We start from the raw sequence: 16,087 nt of genomic DNA, 5'->3' as shown, positions 1-16,087 counted from the left end.
TACGCCAGGGCCCGTCCGCGGGTTTCAGGGGCCGGGCCCCCGCGGTTCAGGGGCTGCGGGTGAGGTCGCCCTCGGGGTTCCCGGCGGGACCGTCGCCCGACTTGTAGTGGAGGGTTCCGTTCTCGTTGAGGGTGAAGCGCTCGTCGGCGGAGCCGTTGGAGCAGACGCCGGGCGCCGGGTTCGGACCACCGGAGGTGTCGAGGACGAGCGAGCGGTCGGTGGCGGAGGCCAGCTTCCAGTCGCCGCTGCAGTCGGTGCCGAGGAGGTCGATGACCGACTTGTCGCGGGCGACGACCTCGCCGACCTTGCCGCCCTTGATCGTGATCTCGAACGCGCTCGGGACGCCCAGGCGGGCGGTGGTGACCGTGCCCTTCCAGGTTCCGGTCAGCTCCTTCGGCACGTCGCCCCGGGTCCCCTTCGGCGGGGCCGACGAGGCCGCGGACGGACTGCCGGTGGGCGTGGTCGCCGGCGAGGACGCGGCCGGGTCGGTGTCCGCCGGCGTCGACGCCGAGGGCCGCGGGCCGCTGCTCGCCGCGTCCCGGCCCTCGCCCTGTCCCGGCAGCAGCCCCATCCCGTACAGCCCGCCGGTCACCCCCGCGAGGACGGCCGCCGCCGCGAGGACGACCGTGCAGCTGAACCGCCGGCCGGCCGCGCTGACCGTCACCCGGCGCCCTTCCGGGGCTTCGCGCGGACCCGGCACACCGCCGCCGCCCGCCGTCCCGGTCACCGCGTCGTGCGGCGCGGCGTTCGACGCCCCCTGCCGCGCGGCGCCCGAACCGTACGGGCCCGCCGGGCCCGAAGCCCCGTACGGGCCCCCGTACGAGGGGTCCGGCGCCCCGAACCCGCCGCCCGCCGGAGCCCCGTACGGGGCCGCGGGCAACGGCACCGGCCCGGACCCGGCCCGCCCTGCGGGATCCCCGGCGGGCTCCGCGTCCAGGTCCAGCAGGGCCACGGCCGCCCGGCTCGCCTCCTCCACCAGCGGAGCCGGCAGCCACCCCGGCGCGCCCAGGGCGCCGCCCAGGGCCACCGCCAGCTCCTGCGGCGCGGGACGCTCCGGGGCCGCCTTGGCGAGGCAGGACGCGATCAGCTCGCGGAGCTCCCCGGCCGGGATCCCGTCGAGCTCCGGCGGCTCGTGGACCACCTTGTAGAGGAGCGTCGCCGAGTTGTCCCCGGTGAAGGGGGGCCGCCCGGTCGCCGCGAAGGCCAGCACCGCGCCCAGCGAGAACACGTCCGCCGCCCCGCTGATCCCCTTGCCGAGGATCTGCTCGGGCGACATGTAGCCGGGCGAGCCGACGGACACCCCCGTGGAGGTCAGCGAGGCCGTCCCGTCCGTGGCCCGGGCGATCCCGAAGTCGATCAGCCGGGGCCCGTCGAGGGTCAGCATCACGTTCGACGGCTTCACGTCCCGGTGGACGAGGCCCAGCGCGTGCACCGCCACCAGCGCCCGGGCCAGCCCCGCTCCGACGGCCCGCACCGATGACCCCGGCAGCGGCCCGTGCCCGGCCACCGCCCGGTCCAGGGAGGGGCCCGCCACGTAGCCCGTCGCCACCCACGGCACGGCCGCCTCGGGGTCGGCGTCCAGCACCGGCGCCGTCCACTCCCCGCCGACCCGGCGGGCGGCCTCCACCTCGCGCCGGAACCGCTCCCGGAACTCCCCGTCCGCCGCGAAGTGCGGGTGCACGATCTTCACCGCGACGGTCCGGCCGCCCGCGCTGCGCCCCAGGTAGACCCGGCCCATGCCGCCCGCGCCGAGCCGGCCGAGCAGCCGGTACGCCCCGATCGTCCGCGGTTCACCGGCTTCGAGCGGCTGCATCGCTTCCCCGTCCCCCGAGTCGTCTGATGTCACCAGCACCTTAGGGCCTCGGGCATCGCCTACGGTGGGCCGCCGGAAACCGTACGAGGGGGGAAGAAAGATGAACGGCACCGGCACCACCGGGACGACGAGCCTGACCGGGCGGAACCGGACGGCGCGGGTCGCCCTCGGCTTCGCGCTGGCGTCCGTGGGCTTCCTCGGGAACTTCGCCGGGCCGATCGCCTGGCTCAACCCGCCGCTCTTCGTCGCGCTGGCGCTGCTGTGCGCGCTGCTGGCGATCCCCTCCGGGCACGCGGCCCGCTTCCGGGGCCGCCGGCTCGGCGGCGACGGCCGGGGCGCCGCGCTGGCCGCCCTCCTGATCGGCTGGCTGTGCCTGCTGGTGACGCTCCTGGCCGTCGCCGCCCTCTTCGGCCTGGCGGCCGGCCTGGGCTTCGTCATGGAGCACGGCTGAACCGAAAGCCCCGGGCGAATGCATGCATTCCGCTTCGCGGTACACGAGGGCGAATGGGGAACGAATTCCCGGATAACGCACGCATTCGCTTTCCGGTGTGCGCGGCGGCGGCGGGCATAAGCCCGCTCAATGATCCGCGGCGCCCACCTTGAGGAGCTCCACGGCGACATCCGTGGGGTAGCCCGTCGTGGAACCCGTACGGCGCGCGAATTCGCGGACGCCGGCCAGTTGTTCCGGGCCGAAGCGGAAGTCGAGCGTGGTGAAGTAGCGCTCCAGCAGCTCGGCGTCGAAGGCCTCCCAGCGGGCGGCCTGCTTGGCGACCTTGGTGACCTCCCGGAGGGAGACGTCCATGGAGGACAGGAAGGCCTCGTGGACCTTGGAGACGACGACCGGCTCGCGGGCGAGGTAGTCCTTGCGGGCGGCCCAGACGGCGAAGACGAACGGCAGTCCGGTCCAGTCCTTCCACATCTGACCGAGGTCGTGGACCGCCAGCCCGAGCCGGGGGGCGTCGTGCAGCGAGGCGCGCAGCGCGGCGTCGCCGATCAGCACCGCCGCGTCGGCCTCCTGCATCATGACGCCCAGGTCAGGGGGGCAGGAGTAGTAGTCGGGCTGGACTCCGTACTGCTCGGCGAGGAGCAGCTGGGCGAGGCGTACGGAGGTCCGGGAGGTCGATCCGAGGGCGACCCGGGCGCCGTCGAGCTGCTCCAGCGGGACCTGGGAGACGATCACGCAGGACATCACGGGGCCGTCGCAGCCGACCGCGATGTCGGGGAAGGCGACGAGCTCGTCGGCGTTGCGGAGGTACTCGACGAGGGTGATGGGCGCGATGTCGAGTTCGCCGCTGACGAGTCTTTCGCTGAGTTTCTCGGGGGTGTCCTTGGTCAGCTCCAGGTCCAGCAGCGTGCCGGTTCGGGCCAGCCCCCAGTAGAGGGGCAGGCAGTTCAGGAACTGGATGTGGCCGACGCGGGGCCGGCTGCGGTAGACGTCCACATCGCGAGACTAGCCCCCGGCTCTCCGTCAGCCATCGAGCGGGTCTCAAACGTCCGGGTGACGTGATCTTTCCCTCTGGTCTCGGCCGCGGGGTGCGTGCTAGGCTCGACGCAAGTTGCAGTTTGGTTTCCCTTGCAGTACGAAGCCTGCGGAGAATGTGACCCGCAGGCTTTTGTAGTTTTCAGACTTCTTAGCAGGTTCTGGAGCAGGGCGACCCTTTGGCCCATAGGAGGGCTCATGGCTACCGGAACCGTGAAGTGGTTCAACGCTGAAAAGGGCTTCGGCTTCATCGCCCAGGACGGCGGCGGCCCGGATGTCTTCGTCCACTACTCCGCGATCAACGCTGCTGGCTTCCGCTCCCTGGAGGAGAACCAGCAGGTGAACTTCGACGTCACGCAGGGTCCGAAGGGCCCGCAGGCGGAGAACGTCACCCCGGCCTAGTCGCCTGGCCGACCGGATCGCGGTTGGATTAGCAGTACCCAAGGAGCCCTGCCTCCTCCGTGCGAGCGGAGGGGGCGGGGCTCCTGCCTTTTCACCCCCGGCTCTCACCCCCGGCTCTCACCCCCGGCTCTCACCCCCGGCTCTCACCCCCGGCTTTCAGCGCCGCTTTCAGCGCCGCTTTCACCGCCGGCGAAGCGGAAGGCCGCCGGCCGGTCACCGTGCGGGACGGTGACCGGCCGGCGGCCTTCTCGTGTGTCCGGGGCCCAGGATCAGGGCTTGAGGGCCGGCTGGGAGGTGGTCGGGGCGGGCTTGGTACCCGTCCCCGGCTGCGTCTCAGGGGTTCCGGGCGCGGGGTCCGGCTTGGTCTCCGCCTTGGGGGCGATCGTGATCTCCAGGAGCAGGACCGACTTCTCGGGCGTGATCAGGCGCAGGTGGTAGGTGCCCGGGGCGACGTCCTTGGTGAGGAGGTCCGGCAGGGCGGTCTTGCCGTCGGCGCCGGTCTTGGGCAGGTCCAGTGCGAACAGCTTCTTGCCGTCCTCGCCCGCGAAGTACGGGCCCTTCGCCGTCTTCGGGTCCACGGGGACCCAGGCGCCGGCCTGGTCCTTCTCGACGAGGGCGGCGGTGAGCTGCGCACCGGCGACGGGCGTGTTCCCGGCGGCGGCGAGGAACTGCAGGCCCTTCACGGCGGTGCCGGTCTCGGCCCGCACGGGGGCCGTGCCGTCGGTGCGGGTCAGCACGACCGGCTTGGCGGTGACCTTGCCGTCCAGGGCCACGGTGAACTGGCTCTTGGAGTCGTAGGCCGTGGCGCGGAGGGTGAAGGCGCCGGCCGTCGGGCCCGCCTTCAGCTTGGGGGCGGTGGCGATGCCCTGGGCGTCCGTACGGATCACCACGCTGGGCTCGTTCAGCGGGGAGAAGCGGGTCCCGCCGGTGGTGTCCCCCTCGACGGCGATCACGACGGCCTGGCCGACGGCCGGCTTTCCGTCGCTGAGGACCGCCTTGAAGCGGGTGCCCTCCGCGAAGACGCCGCCCGTCTCGGCCTCCAGCTTCGCCCCGCCGACGCGCTCCAGCTTGGCGAGCGCGGCCGGCGCCGGGGTCGGCTTGGTCGGCTCGGTGGGCGGGGTCGTCGGCTTGGTGGGCGTGGTCGGGTTCGTCGGCGTGGTGGGGTTCGTCGGCGTCGTGGGCGTGGTCGGCCTGGTCGGCGTCGTCGGGAACGTGGGCTGCGGGGCGGGCAGGGTGCCCGAGGGCGGCGGGGTGGGGAAGTTCCCGGCGGGCGGGTTCGGTACCCCGGCGGCGCCGTTCTGGTACTGCCGCATGTAGCCGAGTACGGAGTTCACGTACTCGCGGGAGTTGTTGTAGCTGAGGATCGCCTTGTCGAGCTTGGCCGGGTCGGAGAGGTCCCGGTCGCCCGCGCACAGGTAGAGGCCCGCGCCCAGGGCCGCGTCGTAGATGTTGTTCGCGTCGCGCTTGCCGTCGGCGTTGCCGTCGGCCTTCCAGTCCTTCCACGTGGACGGGATGAACTGCATCGGGCCGAAGGCGCGGTCGTACTCGGTGTCCGCGTCCCACTCGCCCTTGTCGGTGTCGCTGATCTTCGCGAAGCCGTTGCCGTCGAGGCGGGGGCCGCGGATCGGCTTCTCCGTGTACCCGTCGGACTGGAGCCCGTACCCGGAGGCGTGGACGGACTCGATGCGGCCGATGCCCGCCAGCAGTTCCCAGGGCAGCTTGCAGTTGGGCAGGGCCGCGCCCACCGACACCGCGGCGCGCTGGTAGGCGTCGAGGGCGGTCGCGGGTATGCCGCCGGCGCCTTCGGGAGCGTTCGCTCCGGGCGGCGGCGTGGGGTCGGCGAGCGTGGGCGGCAGGTCGAGCCGCGCGTCGCCGCGGTCGGTGGCCTGCGGACTGTCCGGGGTCGGTTCGGACTCCCCCGCGCCCGCGGTCGACGGGTTGGTCACGACGGCGGCGGTGGTCAGGCTGGCCGCGAGGGCGGCCGTGCACAAGACCTTGCGCGAGGTGTTGACTACATGACGGTGAAGCGGCTTCACAGTGCGGCGATCCCCCCAAGGCGGCCAGCTAAGGTTTGCGGCCGGTCGAGCCGTGATTCTTCTGTCTATCAGGTATTCCGACGCGACTCGCCGTCGCCCCCGCAGATATGACGCACCATTCGTCTCGGCTTCACCGCCCTGTGGCCCAGGACGTCCAGGACGCGGCCCCCGGGGCGACCGGCGGCGCCGCCGGGGTGCGCCTTCCCTGCCGGTAACACCGCAATGACCCGTTCCGGCACGCCTGATGACCCTTTGCATCCGTTTTCGCCATCGCGGAGCGCGCCGGCGGGCCGGGCGCGGCCCCACGGCCGGCCCCTTCCCCGGCCCCTCGGCGGACCTTCCCATCCGCGCCCCCGCACCCTACCCTGACGGCCCGTCAGATCGAGTCGCCAGGGAGCGCCGCATGCTGTTGCGAGGGAAGACCGTCATCGTCTCCGGCGTCGGGGCCGGGCTCGGCCACCAGGTGGCCGCCGCCGTGGTCCGCGACGGCGGGAACGCCGTCCTCGGCGCCCGGACCGAGGCCAACCTGGCCAAGTCCGCCGCCGAGATCGACCCGGACGGGCACCGCACCGCCCACCTCCCCACCGACATCACCGACGAAGCCCAGTGCGAGGCCCTCGTGGCACTGGCCCGCGAGCGCTTCGGCGGCGTGGACGCCGTCGTGCACGTCGCCGCCTGGGACTCGTACTTCGGCGGTCTGACGGACGCCGACTTCGGGACCTGGCAGCAGATCCTCGACGTCAACCTCCTGGGCACCCTGCGCATGACCCGGGCCTGCCTCCCCGCGCTCAAGGAGAACGGCGGCTCCGTCGTCATCATCGGCACCCAGTCCGCCGTCGCCGCCCCCAACGAGGTCCAGCAGGCCGCCTACGCCGCCTCCAAGGGCGCGCTGACCTCCGCGATGTACTCCATGGCCCGCGAGCTGGGCCCGCACCGGATCCGCGTCAACACCGTGCTGCCCGGCTGGATGTGGGGCCCGCCCGTCCAGGCCTTCGTGACCTTCACCGCGCACACCGAGGGCGTCCCCGAGGCCGAGGTCCACGCCCGCCTCACCGAGCGGATGGCGCTGCCCGACCTCGCCACCGACGGGGACGTCGCCGACGCCGCCGTGTTCCTCGCCTCGGAGCGGGCCCGGGCGATAACCGGCCAGTCCCTGCTGGTCAACGCCGGTGAACTGATGCGATGACGCCCTCCGTGCGGCGACCCGCGGATCGTATGCTCCCCGTATGACCACTCCGAGTGACGCTCCGACCGAAAACGCGATGCGCCGCGCGCTCCGGCGGGCCCGTGACGGCGTCGCGCTGGACGCGACCGAAGCGGCCGTGCTCCTCCAGGCGCGCGGCGAGGCCCTGAAGGACCTCGCCGCCTCCGCCGCCCGGGTGCGGGACGCCGGGCTCGCGGCCGCCGGCCGGCCCGGCGTCATCACGTACTCGCGCAAGGTCTTCATCCCCCTCACCCGCCTGTGCCGCGACAAGTGCCACTACTGCACCTTCGTCACCGTGCCCGGCAAACTCCGCCGCGCCGGCCACGGCATGTACCTGTCCCCCGACGAGGTCCTCGCCATCGCCCGCGAAGGCGCCGCGATGGGCTGCAAGGAAGCCCTCTTCACCCTCGGGGACCGCCCCGAGGACCGCTGGCCCGAGGCCCGCGAGTGGCTCGACGCGCACGGCTACGACGACACCCTCGCCTACGTACGGGCCATGGCCATCCGGGTCCTGGAGGAGACGGGCCTGCTCCCCCACCTCAACCCGGGCGTCATGACCTGGTCCGAACTCCAGCGCCTCAAGCCCGTCGCCCCGTCGATGGGCATGATGCTGGAAACCACCGCGACCCGCCTGTGGTCCGAGCCCGGCGGCCCCCACCACGGCTCCCCCGACAAGGACCCGGCCGTGCGCCTGCGGGTGCTGGAGGACGCCGGACGCTCCAACGTCCCCTTCACCACCGGCGTCCTCATCGGCATCGGGGAGACCTACGAGGAGCGCGCCGAGGCCTTCTTCGAACTGCGCCGCGTCCAGCGCAGCTACCACGGCGTCCAGGAGGTGATCGTCCAGAACTTCCGCGCCAAGCCGGACACCGCGATGCGCGGCATGCCCGACGCGGAGCTGGAGGAGCTGGCCGCGGCCATCGCCGTCGCCCGGCACATCCTGGGCCCCGGCGCCCGCATCCAGGCCCCGCCGAACCTGGTCGACGCCGAGTACGCCCTGCTCATCGGCGCGGGCATCGACGACTGGGGCGGGGTCTCCCCCCTGACCCCCGACCACGTCAACCCCGAGCGGCCCTGGCCGCACATCGAGGAGCTCGCCGAGCGGACCGCTGCCGCCGGCTTCGAGCTGCGCGAACGGCTCACGATCTACCCGGAGTTCCTGCGGCGCGGCGAACCCTGGCTGGACCCCCGGCTGCTGCCGCACGTCCGCGCCCTGGCCGATCCGGACACGGGCCTGGCGAACGAGTCCGCGAAGGTCGAGGGCCGGCCCTGGCAGGAGCCCGACGAGGGATTCGCCGCGTACGGGCGCACCGACCTGCACACCGCCATCGACACCGAGGGCCGCACCGGCGACCGCCGCGAGGACTTCGACCACGTCTACGGCGACTGGGAGGCCCTGCGCGAGGCCGCCGCGCCCGGCATGGTGCCCGAGCGCATCGACACCGACGTACGGGCCGCCCTCGCGCAGGCCGCCGACGACCCGACCGCGCTCACCGACGCCCAGGCCCTGGCCCTGCTCCACGCCGACGGCCCCGCCCTCGACGCGCTGTGCCGGATAGCGGACGACCTGCGCAAGTCGGTGGTGGGCGACGAGGTCACGTACATCGTCACCAGGAACATCAACTTCACCAACGTCTGCTACACCGGCTGCCGGTTCTGCGCCTTCGCGCAGCGCCGCACGGACGCCGACGCCTACACCCTCTCCCTCGACCAGGTCGCCGACCGGGCCGCGCAGGCCTGGGACGTCGGCGCGGTCGAGGTCTGCATGCAGGGCGGCATCCACCCCGACCTGCCCGGCACCGCCTACTTCGACATCGCGCGGGCGGTCAAGGAGCGGGTCCCCGGCATGCACGTGCACGCCTTCTCCCCGATGGAGGTCGAGAACGGCGCCACCCGTACCGGAATGTCCGTACGGGACTGGCTGACGGCCGCCAAGGAGGCCGGGCTGGACTCCATCCCGGGCACGGCGGCGGAGATCCTGGACGACGAGGTCCGCTGGGTCCTCACCAAGGGCAAACTGCCGACGGCGGACTGGATCGACGTCATCTCCACGGCGCACGAGCTCGGCATCCGCTCCTCGTCCACGATGATGTACGGCCACGTCGACCAGCCGCGGCACTGGCTCGGCCACTTCCGCACGCTGGTGCGGATCCAGCAGGCCGCCCTCGACAAGGGCGTCGCGGGCTTCACCGAGTTCGTGACGCTCCCCTTCATCCACACCAACGCCCCCGTCTACCTGGCGGGCATCGCCCGGCCCGGCCCCACCGTCCGCGACAACCGGACGGTGACGGCCATGGCCCGGCTGCTGCTCCACCCGCACATCACCAACATCCAGACCAGCTGGGTGAAGCTGGGTGCGGAGGGCGCGGCCGAGATGCTCCGCTCCGGCGCCAACGACCTCGGCGGGACCCTGATGGAGGAGACCATCTCCCGCATGGCCGGATCGGGTTACGGCTCGTACAAGTCGGTCCGGGACCTGATCGCGGTCGCGGAGGCCGCCGGACGGCCCGCGAAGGCCCGCACCACCCTGTACGGGGAAGTCCCGCAGGAGCGCCAGGACGCGGCCCGCGCCTCCGACGGACACCTGCCGGAACTGCTCCCCGTACTGGACTGACCCCGGGCGCGCGGCGGAGCCCGGCCGGGGTTGCCGGCCGGGCTCCGGGCGCGTCCCGCCGGGCGCGGTTCAGCCGACGAGCAGGTCCTCGCGGAGCTCGCGCAGCTCGCGGGAGTCGATGCCGAGGCCGTCCTTCAGGTAGCGGTCGAAGGAGCCGTACTTCGCCTTGGCCTCCTCGTAGCCCGCGTTCAGGTACTCGGGGCGGACGTCGAGCAGCGGCTTGTAGACGGCGGCCTGCTGGGGCGGCAGGTGGGAGAGGACCGCGTCGTTGGCGGCCTTGCGGTAGTCGTTGCTGGCCAGGTAGTCGGCCTCGACGGTCTCGCGGGGGACGCCGAGGGCGGTCAGCAGCGCGGCGTTCGCCCAGCCCGTACGGTCCTTGCCGGCGGTGCAGTGGAAGAGGACGACGCGGGCGCGGTCCTTCTGGATGCCCTGGAAGACCTGGGTGTAGGCCTTCTTCCCGCCCTCGCCGGAGACCATGGTCCTCTCGGCGTCGGTCATGGCCTTGACGGCCTCGGCGGGGGTCTTGGGCAGGGTCTGGAAGGAGCCGGAGCCGGCGAAGACGTCGGCGACGACGTACGCGGCGCCCGCCGGGACCTTGTCGGCGTCCTTGGTGCGCTCGTCCTCCATGCGCAGGTCGAAGACCGTCTTGACGCGCAGGCGCTGGAGCTTGGCCAGGTCGTTCGCGGTGAGCTTGTTCAGGGCGTCGGAGCGGTAGACCTCGCCCATCTTCACCCACTGGCCGTTGGTGGTGCGGTAGCCGCCCGCGTCACGGAAGTTGGCGGTGCCCTCCAGCGCGATGAGGCGGTCGGCGAGGCGCAGGCCCTGGCCGCGCCCGGGCTTGAAGTCGAACCACTGGCGGTCGGCGGCGGGCAGCCCCTTGACCACGGCCCGGCCCCGGGCGCCGCCCTGGGCGACGACCTTGCCGTTCGCCTTGATCTCGACGCGCCTGGTGCCCTCGGCGTTCCACGTCAGCGTGTACGAGCCGTCGCCGGCGGCGGTGACGGTGGCCTCGGTGAAGGGGATGGCGGACTGGCCCCGGTGGTGGTTCCAGGGGAGGTCCCAGCCGGCGGCGGAGGCGGCGGGGGTGACGGCCAGGGAGGCGGTGAGTGCGGAGGCGACGACGGTCGCGGCGAGGAGTGCCTTCTTCATGTCCCCGAGGCTGTGGGCCGACGGAGAACGCCGCGTGAACGAGGCGTGGCCGAAACCGGCCGCCCCGAAGGCGACTGACAAAACGTGCCACTGGACGGTCGACGGCTGAAAATATTCGCATTCCGGCCGTTCTCCGGTCACTTACGGGCGACGTGACGAACTCCTTCCGGATTCGACCGAACCTGTCCACTACAGTCGCGCCAAAGCCTGGGGGGAAACTGCGATGGACACAGCCATGTCGAGAACTGCGGCACCGGCGACCGTGGGGGCGGCACCGGAATCCGCGGCGGCAGCGGGGGCGGATACCGCGCCGGACGGCCGACCGGCCACGAATCCGCCGGTCACGGCCCCGGCGCCGGTGGCCGCGGGCCCCGCGGGCGCTTCCGCCGGCCCGGCCGGGGGTGCCTCCGTCGGCGTGGCCACCGCCCTGTGGGGCCGCGTCGAACAGCAGGACTTCCGCAGCCGGGTCCGCGGCACCCTCCTCGGCTCCGCCATCGGCGACGCCCTCGGCGCACCCGTCGCCGGCCTCTCCCTGGACGGCATCCGCGAAACCCACGGCCTGGCCGGGCTGACCGAACCCGCCCCCGCCCACGGCCGCCGGGGCACCGTCACCGCCTCCACGCAGCTCACCCTGTTCACCGTCGACGGGCTCATACGCGCCCACGTGCGCCGCGACACCGGCGGCTGGCACCCGCCCACCGACGTCCACCGCGCCTACCTGCGCTGGGCCGCGACCCAGCACGACTGGGGCCCGGACGAACGCCGCAAGGACAACGGCTGGCTCGCCCGCGAGGAATGGCTCTACGCCCGCCGCGGCCCCGACCGCGCCTGCATGACCGGCTTCGCCGACGACATCCTCGGCACCCTGGAACAGCCGAAGAACCCCACCGCCCGCGACGCGGCCGCCACCGTCCGCTCGGCCCCCTTCGGCCTGCTCGTCGGCTGGGAACCCGCCCTCGTCCTCCAGCTCGCCGTCGAATGCGCCACCCAGAGCCACGGACACCCCACCGCGTACCTGTCCGCCGGCGCCCTCGCCGTGATCATCCACGGCCTGACCCGGGGCGAGACCCTCGACGCCGCCATCCAGCGCGCCCTCGGCCTCCTCGGCACCCGCCCCGGACACCAGCCCGTCACCGACGCCCTCCAGCGGGCCGTCTCCGCCGTCACCCTCCAGGCACCGAGCCCCCGGGCCGTCGAGTCCCTCTCCCCGGGCGACGGACGCGACGCCGAGGACGCCCTGGCCGTCGCCGTGTACTGCGCCCTCGTCGCCGAGGACGTTCCGCACGGGCTGCGCCTCGCCGTCAACCACGGCGGCGACTCCACCGCCACCGGCGCCCTGTGCGGGTCCCTCCTCGGCGCCCTGCACGGCGAGACGGCCCTGCCGGCCGCCTGGCTCGCCGACCTGGAGGGACGCGCCACGATCCTGGAACTCTCCGACGACTTCGCCCTGGAGATGACCCAGGGCCCGGCCCTCCACGGCCCCTCCGCCTCCGCCCCCGGCTGGCTGGCCCGCTACCCGCGCGCCTGAGGGGTCAGCCGCGCACGGGGTCGTCCTTCGTGTAGGTGAGGCGCTCCACCTGACCGGACTGGAAGTCGTCCGCGATCTCCTTGCCGTTGACGACGAGGTCGACGGCGCCCGCGTCACCCAGGACCAGGTCGATCGACTGGCCGTCCGTGAAGGTCTTGCTCTCGCCCGGCTGGATCGTCCCGTCGAAGACCAGCCGCCCACCGTGGTCCTTGACGGAGAGCCAGCTCGACTCCCGGGCGCTGACCACGACCGTGACCCGGTCCCCCGGCGCGTCGCCGGGAGCCGCGGCCGCGGCGTCCCGCCCGGCGGGCGGAGCGGCCGACGCCTGCCGGGAGGCGGAAGCGGCGGGGGACGCGGACGACGAGGCCGGCGGGGAGGCCGACGGGGACCGCAGCGCCCCGGCCTCGCCGCCCGGGTCGTCGCCCCGGCTGGCGACGACGACCAGGACGGCGGCCACGACCGCGACGACGGTACCCGCGAGCACGGTCACCACCCGCGAACGCCCGCCCCCGCCACGAACGGACCGTTCCGGCCCCGGCTCCCGCCCCTGCCCCTGCTCCTGCTCAGCCGGGGCGACCACGGTGTCCGGGACGAGGGGCGCCGTCCGGACCGGCACGTCCACGGGCACGGTCGGACCGGAATCCGATACGACCGGGCCGGGGGCGAACCGTTCGAGGAGCTCCTCCGGGGACGGGCGGCGGGCCGGGTCCTTCACGAGGCAGGCGGCGACGGCCGCCCGCAGCCCCTCCGGTACCGCGGACACGTCCGCCGGCTCGTGCACCGACCGGTACATCAGTCCGAGGGGCGTACCCTCCCCGAAGGCGCTCCCGCCCGCCGCCGCGACCAGTACCGCGCCCAGTGCGAACACGTCCGCGGCGCCGCTGACGTCCAGCCCCTGCGCCTGCTCGGGCGCCAGGAAGCCGGGCGTGCCGAACGCGGCCCCCGTGAAGGTCAGCCGGGTCGACTCGACGGCCCGTGCGATGCCGAAGTCGAGGACCCGGGGTCCGTCCTCCGCCATGATGATGTTCCCCGGCTTCAGGTCCCGGTGGACCAGACCGCACGCGTGCACGGCGTGCAGCGCCTCCGCCAGCGCGGCGCCCAGCAGCCGCAGCCGGTCCTCGTCCATCGGACCGCGCTCCGCCAGCAGCCCGGACAGCGTGGGCCCCGGAACGTAGGCCGTCGCCAGCCAGGGCACGTCCGCGTCCGGATCAGCGTCCACGACCGGGGCCGTGTGGAAACCCCCGACCTTGCGGGCCGCCGCCACCTCCGCGCGGAACCGCTCCCGGAAGTGCGGATCTGCGGCCAGTTCGGGCCGCACCACCTTCACCGCCACCGCGCGGCCGCCCCGCGACCGGGCCAGGTACACCGTCCCCATGCCGCCCGCGCCCAGCTCCCGCTCGACGGCGTACGCACCGATCCGCTCCGGCAGACCCGTCCCGAACCCCACCCGCACGCCCCCTCCGCGATACCCGCCGCCCAGTATGACCCCGCGCCGGCCCGCCCCGGCCCGCGGCGCGGACCCGGCAAGATCCGGAAGGACGGCCTACACCGGGCGCGGCCGGATCCACAACGCCTCGGCGTACGCGTACGGTTCACCGCCCGGCGCGGCCAGGGCCGTGCCCACCCTGCACTTGCGCCCCTCCACCCCGAGCAGCCATGCGTACGAGAGCAGCCCCTCCCCCGCCACCGGGACCGGCCGCAGCAGCCGCGCCGTCAGCGAGGCCGTGACGGCGCCCCCCGGACCCTCCGCGAGGAGCCGGCCGGCCGCGTTGCCCGGGCAGTCCAGCGCACCCCACACCAGCTCGGGCAGCAACATCCCGTCCGGGCCCGCCAGTTCGGGGCCCGGCGTCCAGGCCGTGGCGACGAGGTCCCGGCCGGGCACCCGCCCGCAGTGCAGGCGCAGCCCCGTCGCCGGGGTCCGGTCCAGGCCGCAGCCGAAGCAGTCGACCTGCCCGTCCGGCGGATCCGCCCGGTAGGCGTCGGCGGCCTTCACGGCCTCCGCCCAGGAGGGCGCCGCGGGCGGTACCCCGTCCGGTGCGGCCACCGCCGCCGCGGCGGCGAGCAGCACCCCGTCCCCGTCCAGCAGCCCCGCCCCGCCGGGCCCGCCGTCCGGGTCCAGGCGGACCGGGGTCCGGGTCGGCACGGGCCGCCGGAAGTCCACCCGTACCGCCTGCCCGGCGTGCCGGCCCGCCGTCCGCGCGGCCAGCAGCCCGGCCACGTAGCCGCCGAAGGCCACCCCCGGGTAGCCGTGCAGCGCCTCCGGCACCGTGATCGTCTCCGTACTGTTCACGCCATCCACCTCACCACGCGCCGTGTGCCCCTGCCACCCTCGCCCGCGAAGCCGTACCTTGGCCCTCCCCACGTCTCGGAGGTGCACGCGCCCATGCGGATCGCCACGACCATCTTCCTCACCGACCTGACCATCTCCCCCACCCGCCTGGCCCGTTCCCTCGAAGAACGCGGCTTCTCCGGCCTGTACCTCCCCGAGCACACCCACATCCCCGTCAGCCGCACCACGCCCGCCCCCATGGGCGGCGACCTCCCCGAGCAGTACGGGCGCACCCTCGACCCCTTCGTCGCCCTCGGCCAGGCCGCCGCCGTCACCGAGCGGCTCCACCTCGGCACCGGCATCACCCTCGTCGCCCAGCACGACCCGGTCGGCCTCGCCAAGCAGGTGGCCACCCTCGACCACCTCAGCGGCGGCCGCTTCACCCTCGGCATCGGCTACGGCTGGAACGTCGAGGAGGCCGCCGACCACGGCGTGGACTGGCCCACCCGCCGCGAACGCGTCCGCGACCACATGGCCCTCATGCGCGCCCTGTGGGCCCCGCAGCCGACCGCCCACGAGGGCCCGTACGGCTCCGTCCGGGCCAGCTCGGCCCACCCCAAGCCGGTCCAGCCCCCGCGCGAACTCGGCGCCGGACGACCCCTGTACGGTCCGCGCACCCTGATCGGCGGATCCGCCGGCCCCAAGCTGTTCGCGGCGATCGCCGACCACTCCGACGGCTGGCTCCCCATCGGCGGCCGCGGCCTGACCGAGTCCCTGCCGGTACTGCGGCAGGCCTGGGAGACGGCGGGCCGCGACCCCAAGACCCTCCAGGTCGTCCCGTACGCCGTCCAGCCCAGCCCGGGCAAACTGGGGCACTACGCGGAACTGGGCATCGAGGAGGTCGTCCTCCAACTCCCCTCGGCCCGCGAGGCGGAGATCCTGCGCACCCTGGACGACTTCGCCCAGTACCTGTGACGGGACCTGCCGCGCACCCATGACACGCCGTCCCCCGACGGTGTTCCGCCGGTCACCCGAACGGCTGGTAGTTTGGCGCGTTCCGCCGATCAACTCGCCTTATCTGGGGGACTTCCCGTGCTCAGCCACCTGCGCCTTTCCGTAGCCGCCACGACCGCCGCCGTAGCCGTACTCGCCCTGACCGGCTGCGGCAGCGACTCCACCCCGGCCGCCGACAAGCCCGGCCCCGGCGCCTCCTCCACCCCCGCGCCCTCCACCCCGGCCACGGGCGGCGACACCAAGGGCGGCAGCCTGGAGGGCGGCTGGATCAGCATGGCCAACCCGGGCAAGGGCGTCATCCTGACCGTCAAGGGCCAGATCGCCTTCGTCGTCGAGGCGGCCACCGGGCTGACCTGCGAGGGCACCACCAACGGCAAGACCTTCGACCTCAAGTGCCCGGCCGGTGCCCAGCGTTCGAAGGGCAAGGTCGACTCCGTCGACGCCACCACCCTGAAGGTCACCTGGGAGGGCGCCGCCGGCACCGACACCTTCCAGAAGAACGAGCCGGGCAAGCTCCCCTCGCTCCCGGCCCTCCCGAAGTAACGGCCGCGGCGGGGCGGGAACCGTCCGCCCCGAAG

The 16,087-nt window shown here is 73.9% G+C and carries 13 protein-coding genes; 7 read left to right on the top strand and 6 right to left on the bottom strand.

The annotated features are described in order from the left end of the window. Positions 1-46: 46 nt before the first annotated feature. Positions 47-1,813 carry a serine/threonine-protein kinase gene (locus tag ABZZ17_RS06655; protein ID WP_356872870.1) on the bottom strand — a complete coding sequence of 589 codons (1,767 nt, stop codon included), beginning with the start codon at positions 1,811-1,813 and terminating at the stop codon, positions 47-49. A gap of 100 nt (positions 1,814-1,913) precedes the next feature. Between ABZZ17_RS06655 and ABZZ17_RS06650 the strand changes: the two genes are divergently transcribed. Then, entirely contained in the window at positions 1,914-2,264 is a 351-nt protein-coding gene (locus ABZZ17_RS06650) for a DUF4190 domain-containing protein (protein WP_356872721.1), read from the top strand. A gap of 126 nt (positions 2,265-2,390) precedes the next feature. On the opposite strand, the gene ABZZ17_RS06645 is transcribed toward ABZZ17_RS06650, so the two are convergent. Then, on the bottom strand, positions 2,391-3,254 hold the full coding sequence (locus ABZZ17_RS06645; protein ID WP_356872719.1) for a menaquinone biosynthesis protein: 864 nt from the start codon (positions 3,252-3,254) through the stop codon (positions 2,391-2,393). Between the two features lie 237 nt (positions 3,255-3,491). Here ABZZ17_RS06645 and ABZZ17_RS06640 point away from each other — a divergent pair, with 237 nt between their 5' ends. Further along, positions 3,492-3,695, top strand: a complete 204-nt coding sequence (locus ABZZ17_RS06640; RefSeq protein WP_250977180.1) for a cold-shock protein — start codon at positions 3,492-3,494, stop codon at positions 3,693-3,695. 269 nt (positions 3,696-3,964) lie between these two features. Here ABZZ17_RS06640 and ABZZ17_RS06635 read toward each other — a convergent pair whose 3' ends face one another. Beyond that, the gene (locus ABZZ17_RS06635; protein ID WP_356872717.1) at positions 3,965-5,731 is read right to left on the bottom strand and encodes a lytic transglycosylase domain-containing protein; all 1,767 of its coding nucleotides are present in this window, start codon (positions 5,729-5,731) and stop codon (positions 3,965-3,967) included. A 403-nt stretch (positions 5,732-6,134) separates the two neighbouring features. Between ABZZ17_RS06635 and ABZZ17_RS06630 the strand changes: the two genes are divergently transcribed. Then, positions 6,135-6,917, top strand: coding sequence for an SDR family oxidoreductase (locus ABZZ17_RS06630; RefSeq protein WP_356872715.1), 783 nt, complete (start codon positions 6,135-6,137; stop codon positions 6,915-6,917). Positions 6,918-6,957: 40 nt separating this feature from the next. After that, the gene (locus ABZZ17_RS06625; RefSeq protein WP_356872713.1) at positions 6,958-9,549 is read left to right on the top strand and encodes a bifunctional FO biosynthesis protein CofGH; all 2,592 of its coding nucleotides are present in this window, start codon (positions 6,958-6,960) and stop codon (positions 9,547-9,549) included. A 69-nt stretch (positions 9,550-9,618) separates the two neighbouring features. On the opposite strand, the gene ABZZ17_RS06620 is transcribed toward ABZZ17_RS06625, so the two are convergent. Further along, complete coding sequence (locus tag ABZZ17_RS06620; protein WP_356872711.1) at positions 9,619-10,698, bottom strand: tyrosine-protein phosphatase; 1,080 nt, start codon at positions 10,696-10,698, stop codon at positions 9,619-9,621. A 415-nt stretch (positions 10,699-11,113) separates the two neighbouring features. On the opposite strand from ABZZ17_RS06620, the gene ABZZ17_RS06615 reads away from it, so the two are divergent. Beyond that, entirely contained in the window at positions 11,114-12,226 is a 1,113-nt protein-coding gene (locus ABZZ17_RS06615) for an ADP-ribosylglycohydrolase family protein (protein ID WP_356872709.1), read from the top strand. Positions 12,227-12,230: 4 nt separating this feature from the next. Here the strand turns inward: ABZZ17_RS06615 and ABZZ17_RS06610 are convergent, their stop codons facing one another. Continuing rightward, positions 12,231-13,673, bottom strand: a complete 1,443-nt coding sequence (locus ABZZ17_RS06610; RefSeq protein WP_356872706.1) for a RodZ domain-containing protein — start codon at positions 13,671-13,673, stop codon at positions 12,231-12,233. A gap of 96 nt (positions 13,674-13,769) precedes the next feature. After that, positions 13,770-14,516, bottom strand: coding sequence for a hypothetical protein (locus tag ABZZ17_RS06605; protein ID WP_356872704.1), 747 nt, complete (start codon positions 14,514-14,516; stop codon positions 13,770-13,772). A 93-nt stretch (positions 14,517-14,609) separates the two neighbouring features. On the opposite strand from ABZZ17_RS06605, the gene ABZZ17_RS06600 reads away from it, so the two are divergent. Then, positions 14,610-15,470 (top strand): TIGR03619 family F420-dependent LLM class oxidoreductase, encoded by an 861-nt coding sequence (locus ABZZ17_RS06600; protein ID WP_356872702.1) that lies wholly within the window; start codon positions 14,610-14,612, stop codon positions 15,468-15,470. 117 nt (positions 15,471-15,587) lie between these two features. Further along, a complete protein-coding gene (locus ABZZ17_RS06595) occupies positions 15,588-16,052 on the top strand; it encodes a hypothetical protein (RefSeq protein WP_356872700.1) in 465 nt (154 codons plus the stop codon). Positions 16,053-16,087 lie beyond the last annotated feature (35 nt).

Origin of the sequence: Streptomyces sp. NPDC006512, from assembly GCF_040611935.1 — a bacterium.
GTDB lineage: Bacteria > Actinomycetota > Actinomycetes > Streptomycetales > Streptomycetaceae > Streptomyces.
Note: the sequence above shows the minus strand (reverse complement) of the source record. Positions and strands in the feature narration are given on the sequence as shown.